Below are 6,090 nucleotides of genomic sequence, written 5' to 3' on the forward strand. Positions count from 1 at the left end.
ATTTTTAGCGATCGCTGGTTTTTGATCCTACCTCACCAAATCGCGTTGCTCCCACTACGAGTACATGAAATTCAAGGCCTTCGTGTTGTTGATGCATCAATCATGCCAACAATCACCACAGGCAATACAAATGCACCCACTATCATGATTGCTGAGAAGGCAGCAGATTTAATTAAAGCGGAGCGTACCTCGCAAAGTGTTCCCAACAAGCTTAATGTTCAAAATTTGTCACACTTGTCTACCTAGAAACGGCATGAACGCCTGCTTTATCTGATCTGCAAGCTTGAGCGTTCATAACACAATTCATTCATTAGTTAGAAGGAGTACTTCCATGACAAAATCATTTTGGCTTCTTAATAACTACCTTACCATCCTCGCCGATCACACCACAACTGACGGTAAATATGACCTGATTGAGGGCTATTTCCCTCCTGGTGCACAGACTCCACCCCATCGCCATACACGCTATTCAGAACAACTTTATGTGTTGGAAGGAGAGTTTACTGTCTGGGTTGGTAAGAATAAGGTTGTGCTAGGCGCGGGTGAAAGTGCCTTCATTCCGATAGGCACACCCCATGTTGTTGCTGCACTGGGCGATCAACCAGCTCGCGGGTTAGTCGTTGCTGCGCCCAGTGCCTTTGCTCAACTAATTGAAGCAACAGGGACGCTAAACCAGAATGAGGCACCTGACATGGAATTGTTCAATCGCATCTCTACCGAAATTGGTGACGAAATTCTGGGTGTACCTGGAGATATCCCTTAGAGATTAAGCTGACCATTCTTCCTCCTAACCGCTCTCATTAACAACTGACCGCTTTAAACCCAACAATCAAAGGATTAGCATAATGAAAAAACTAGAAGGAAAAATCGCCCTTGTCACGGGTGGCAATAGTGGTATCGGTCTTGCCACAGCCAAACAGTTTGTTGCTGAAGGTGCCTATGTCTACATCACGGGTCGTCGCCAAGTCGAACTGGATGCTGCTGTAGAAGCCATTGGTAAAAATGTTACGGCTGTACAGAGTGATGTTTCTAATCTGGCAGACCTCGATCGTCTGTTTGCCACCATTAAGCAAGAGCAAGGACACCTCGATATCATCTTCGCTAATGCTGGCGGTGGAGAAATTGCCCCACTTGGAGCAATCACAGAGGAACACTTTGACAAAACATTCAACATAAACGTCAAAGGTTTGCTGTTCACCGTACAAAAGGCACTGCCACTGTTGCCAGAGGGCGCTTCTATTATCCTGAATGCTTCGGCTACTTCTATAAAAGGTACGCCAGCTTTCAGTGTTTACAGCGCTACCAAAGCCGCCGTGAGATCATTTGCTCGGAATTGGATACTCGACCTCAGAGAACGCAAGATTCGAGTGAATGCCATTAGCCCTGGTATGGTTCCGACTCCTGGTTACGATCATTTGGGACTGAATGACCAGCAGTTGCAAGAATTTGTGGACAGCCAAGCCAGCGCCATCCCACTGGGACGAGTCGGCACACCCGATGAGATTGCCAAAGCCGTTGTTTTTCTGGCTTCAGCCGACAGCAGCTTTGTGAACGGCATTGAGTTGTTTGTCGATGGTGGTATGGCACAGATTTGAAGTCCAAAAGAAGTTAAAAATGAAGCTTATTTCTGTTAATGTCGGGCTGCCGCGTGAAGTGCCCTGGAAAGGAAAAGCCGTCCGCACTGGAATTTTCAAAGAGTCGGTCAATTCGAGAGTGATGGTGCGTGAACTCAATTTAGATGGCGATGGACAAGCGGATCTCACTCTTCATGGCGGAGTTGACAAAGCCGTTTATGTCTATCCTTTTGAACATTATGAGTATTGGCAAAGTGAATTGCCTGACACAGAGCTAACACTTGGTATCTTTGGCGAAAATTTCACAGTCATTGGATTGAGAGAAGAAAAATTGAACATTGGGGATCGCTTCAAAATCGGCAGTGCGGAACTAATGGTGACTCAACCGCGCTTCCCCTGCTACAAACTAGGGATTCGCTTTGGGCGATCGGATATGGTGAAACGATTTCTCGCCAGTCGTCACACCGGATTTTACTTTCGGGTTTTGCAAGAGGGCGAAGTTGAAGTCGGAGACACTTTAGAGTTGATGAATCGAGATACCAACAATATTACAGTTGCTGATATCACTCAGCTTTATGTTCGTGAGCAAAACAATCCAGAGTTACTGCATCGTGCAGCTCGACTGGAAGCGTTACCCGAAAGCTGGCGGGACTACTTTCAGGAGCAGATTCGTCGTCAGGATGTGAGATAGATCGACCTGTCGTAAAACGGCATCATGTCACTTTTATCACTTACAAGGAGTAATCCTATGACTACATATCGCACAGTTTCGATCGATGGTTTAGACATCTTCTACCGCGAAGCGGGTTCCCGTAATAATCCAACGATTCTGCTATTGCACGGTTTCCCAACGTCGTCTCACATGTTCCGCAATCTCATACCTGCCCTCGCTGATAAATTCCATCTCGTTGCTCCTGACTACCCTGGCTACGGCAATAGTTCGATGCCTACAGTAAATGAGTTTGATTACACGTTTGATCGCTTGGCTGAGATTGTAGAGAAATTCATTGCTGCGATCAATCTCAAAAAGTACAGCCTTTATGTGATGGATTATGGTGCACCCATAGGCTATCGGATTGCCGCTAAATATCCAGAGCGCGTGCAATCTCTGATTGTTCAAAATGGCAATGCTTACGAAGAAGGTCTGCGCGAATTCTGGGAACCAATTAAGGCATACTGGCAAGAGCGATCGCCTGAGAATGCTGAAAAGCTCAAATATCTTGTCACCCTGGAAGCGACGAAGTGGCAATATACCAATGGTGTTCGCAATCTAGAAGCGATCAGCCCCGATACCTGGACTATCGATCAACATTTCCTCGATCGCCCTGGCAACGGTGAGATTCAACTGGCACTGCTGTATAGCTATGGTACGAATCCACCGCTCTATCCCCAATGGCAGGAGTATTTTCGCCAGTATCAACCCCCTACCCTGATTGTTTGGGGCAAGAATGACTACATCTTTCCTGCTGACGGTGTTTATCCCTACCAGCGTGACTTGAAAGACGTTGAGTTCCATCTACTCGATACCGGACATTTTGCCTTGGAAGAGGATGGGGATGCGATCGCAGACCATATTCACCGCTTTCTGACCACTCACGTTGTAGAGAACTCCAAGCTAACCACAGTAACAAATAGTTTTGGCTGAGAAACGATGTCGGTAAAAAGTAATTGTCATTCTACAATTACTACTTATAAAGCAGTACTGTTAAATCAATTAACTTGACAGTGCCATCTCAACAGATTGTTTACTATTCATCGAAAGGAGAATGTCATGGTTGCTCAAGCAAGCTCGCAAGCAGCAAAAATTTTGGAAGTTGCGGATGATCCACGTCTTTCCAAAGGAACGAAGGAATTTTTGAAAGTGCTGAATTCAGGGGGTGTGGCGCTGGAGAAACTCACTTCACTCGAAGCACGTCAAGTCCTTGTAGATGCACAGGCTTCTGTTCCAGTAGACCTTTCAGGCATTGAAGAGTCCCAAAAAACGATTACTGCCGAGGGTTATTCAATTACCCTGAATATTGTACGGCCTGAAGGGGTCAAAGGCACATTGCCTGTTTTCATCTTTATTCATGGTGGTGGTTGGGTGCTGGGTGATTACCCAACACACAAGCGCATGGTTCGCGATCTGGTTGTGCTTTCAGGGTTTGCAGGTGTCTTTATCAACTACACTCGTACGCCAGATGCTCAGTACCCACAGGCAATCAATGAGATTTATGCTGCGACCAAATGGGTTGCCGAGCATGGTGAGGAGATTGGGGTGGATGGCAAAAATCTGGCAGTCGTTGGCAACAGTGTCGGTGGTAACATGACAACTGTCACTGCTTTGAAGGCGAAAGAAAAAGGAGGACCACACATCAAGCTGCAAATCCTGTTTTGGCCGATCGTAGATGCGGATTTTGAAACGAATTCTTATCACGAATTTGGCGATCAGCGTTTTTTGACTGTACCAACGATGAAGTGGATGTATGATATGTACATCGCTGACCCAGAAAAGCGCAAAGACATCTATGCTTCTCCCCTACAGGCGACGGTTGAGCAACTCAAAGGCTTGCCTCCGGCGTTAATTGTGGTTGCAGAGAGCGATATCTTGCATGACGAGGGCACAGCCTATGGACGCAAGCTCGATGAAGCTGGGGTCGAGGTAACAACTGTGCAGTACAACGGTATGATTCATGACTTTGGACTACTGAATGGTTTAGCTGAATTGCCAGAAATTCGTTCTTTGTTTGTTCAAGCTGCTGCCCAATTGAAGAAATATCTGCAATAGGATGCGATCAATGTTTTTGGGTAAGGGAAAAGACGCTCTTCCATCGCTTTGCTGCTTACCGAGTTAGCGTAGGAGAAAAGGGGAAAGCGACTGTGCTTTGTGCAATCGCCTCATTAATCAATCCAAAGAGTCAACCCTATGCTCAAAGCAATTAAACACAACCGCCGCCGCTTTCTGGGAACGGCGGCAGCAAGCATTTTCACAGAAATGGCACTCATGGGTACCGCACACGCAAGCTTCGACAAGCCCAAACGTTCTGAATTTAGGTTTACTCCCATCAAGCAGATCAAAGCGGGTGTCCTCGACATCGGTTACTACGAAGCAGGACCAAGCGATGGATCTCCGGTGTTGCTGCTGCATGGGTTCCCGTATTCCATCGATAGCTACATTGACGTTGCACTAATGCTTGCTGCACGCGGATGTCGGGTGATTGTTCCCTACCTGCGGGGACATGGATCAACCCGTTTTCTCGGCAGCGCCACACCACGCTCCGGGCAGCAAGCCGCGATCGGTGTCGATGCGATCGCCTTGATGGATGCATTGCAGCTGAACCGTGCTGTGCTTGCTGGCTATGACTGGGGTGGACGAGCCGCTTGTGTTGTTGCGGCTCTCTGGCCTGAACGATGCACAGGTCTGGTGTCCGTTAATAGCTACCTGATCCAGGATATTGCCAAGGCAGGGGTGCCACTTTCACCTGCGATCGAATCCGGGATCTGGTACCAGTACTATTTCCAGACCGAGCGCGTCCGCGCCGGATTGACGGCTAACAGACGTGAGATTGCAAGGATTCTCTGGACTCGCAATTCGCCCTCCTGGCACTTTGACGAGGCAACGCTCGATCAACACGCCAGCGCCTTCGACAATCCCGATTATGTGGAGGTTGTCATTCATTCCTACCGCCATCGCCTTGGACTTGCTGCCGGCTATCCCATGTATGAGGAGCTTGAGCAGCGACTCGCCGCGCAACCGACCATTACGGTGCCGACGATCACGCTGGACGGGGACGCAGATGGTGTCGTGCCAGCAACCGATGGGAAATCGAGGGCAGCGAAGTTTAGTGGCGAACGTCAGCATCGGGTCATTCCAAACGTCGGTCATAACCTGCCCCAGGAAGATCCGAAAGCATTCGCAACTGCGGTCTGGGAACTCGCATCAAAGAAACGTTAATGGCTTCTTTGGAGCGATAACTCTGCGCCGTTTCACCTTCAAATGGATCGTTATTATAAACTACTCTCAGGTACTTACCTGCTATGAACAGCCACACGCCGAGCGCTAGGGACATTATCGGACCATCACCGTTGATTGCGATCGAAAACGAAGCACCACCCAAGCTGATTGTCGATCCACCGCTTCCCGAACCGCTAGCACAGGGCCGCGTCTTCATCCAGTACCGGACGGAAAATTTGCGTGTGTTGCCAGTGTTTGGCAAAGGTGCCCTCGAAGTATCGCCGCGCATCGGTCATATCCACATCACTGTCGATGATGCGCCGTGGCACTTTGTCGATGCCAGTGGCGAAACGATTATCCTGGTAGGACTGGAACCTGGCGCGCACAAAGTGCTGATCGAACTAGCTGACCCCATGCACAAAGTAATCACTAGTGAAACTGTGGAGTTCACGCTGCCCGATCCTAAGAAATCATCATGAAAAAACTAGACGGAAAAACCGCAATTGTGACGGCGGCATCAAAAGAAATCTGACTTTTCCCGTTAAGTCTCTTTTGCAAGCTGCCAACCCTCACAAAGGTCGT

Annotated in this window: 8 protein-coding genes; all 8 read left to right on the forward strand. The window is 48.3% G+C overall.

All coding sequences use genetic code 11. The features are described 5' to 3' along the window. The coding region (locus ACFE90_RS35150) for a GMC oxidoreductase (RefSeq protein WP_375506895.1) at nucleotides 1-246 on the forward strand (246 nt) is incomplete at its 5' end. 85 nt (nucleotides 247-331) lie between these two features. Further along, complete coding sequence (locus tag ACFE90_RS35155) at nucleotides 332-763, forward strand: cupin domain-containing protein (protein ID WP_375506896.1); 432 nt, start codon at nucleotides 332-334, stop codon at nucleotides 761-763. A gap of 82 nt (nucleotides 764-845) precedes the next feature. After that, a complete protein-coding gene (locus ACFE90_RS35160) occupies nucleotides 846-1,595 on the forward strand; it encodes an SDR family oxidoreductase (RefSeq protein WP_375506897.1) in 750 nt (249 codons plus the stop codon). A gap of 19 nt (nucleotides 1,596-1,614) precedes the next feature. Beyond that, nucleotides 1,615-2,265 (forward strand): MOSC domain-containing protein, encoded by a 651-nt coding sequence (locus ACFE90_RS35165; protein WP_375506898.1) that lies wholly within the window; start codon nucleotides 1,615-1,617, stop codon nucleotides 2,263-2,265. 57 nt (nucleotides 2,266-2,322) lie between these two features. Further along, nucleotides 2,323-3,219: an alpha/beta fold hydrolase gene (locus tag ACFE90_RS35170; protein ID WP_375506899.1), complete on the forward strand. Its 897-nt coding sequence runs from the start codon at nucleotides 2,323-2,325 to the stop codon at nucleotides 3,217-3,219. Between the two features lie 126 nt (nucleotides 3,220-3,345). Next, entirely contained in the window at nucleotides 3,346-4,341 is a 996-nt protein-coding gene (locus ACFE90_RS35175) for an alpha/beta hydrolase (RefSeq protein ID WP_375506900.1), read from the forward strand. 138 nt (nucleotides 4,342-4,479) lie between these two features. Beyond that, entirely contained in the window at nucleotides 4,480-5,508 is a 1,029-nt protein-coding gene (locus tag ACFE90_RS35180; protein ID WP_375506901.1) for an alpha/beta fold hydrolase, read from the forward strand. Nucleotides 5,509-5,591: 83 nt separating this feature from the next. Next, entirely contained in the window at nucleotides 5,592-5,987 is a 396-nt protein-coding gene (locus tag ACFE90_RS35185; protein ID WP_375506902.1) for a DUF6130 family protein, read from the forward strand. Nucleotides 5,988-6,090 lie beyond the last annotated feature (103 nt).

The sequence above is a fragment of the uncultured Nostoc sp. genome, from assembly GCF_964245445.1.
Lineage (GTDB): Bacteria > Cyanobacteriota > Cyanobacteriia > Cyanobacteriales > Nostocaceae > Nostoc.

Bases quoted from the DNA above. Each gene is read 5' to 3' on its own strand.
- ACFE90_RS35155 (WP_375506896.1), top strand. From the start codon at position 332: ATGACAAAATCATTTTGGCTTCTTAATAACTACCTTACCATCCTCGCC.
- ACFE90_RS35160 (WP_375506897.1), top strand. From the start codon at position 846: ATGAAAAAACTAGAAGGAAAAATCGCCCTTGTCACGGGTGGCAATAGT.
- ACFE90_RS35165 (WP_375506898.1), top strand. From the start codon at position 1,615: ATGAAGCTTATTTCTGTTAATGTCGGGCTGCCGCGTGAAGTGCCCTGG.
- ACFE90_RS35170 (WP_375506899.1), top strand. From the start codon at position 2,323: ATGACTACATATCGCACAGTTTCGATCGATGGTTTAGACATCTTCTAC.
- ACFE90_RS35175 (WP_375506900.1), top strand. From the start codon at position 3,346: ATGGTTGCTCAAGCAAGCTCGCAAGCAGCAAAAATTTTGGAAGTTGCG.
- ACFE90_RS35180 (WP_375506901.1), top strand. From the start codon at position 4,480: ATGCTCAAAGCAATTAAACACAACCGCCGCCGCTTTCTGGGAACGGCG.
- ACFE90_RS35185 (WP_375506902.1), top strand. From the start codon at position 5,592: ATGAACAGCCACACGCCGAGCGCTAGGGACATTATCGGACCATCACCG.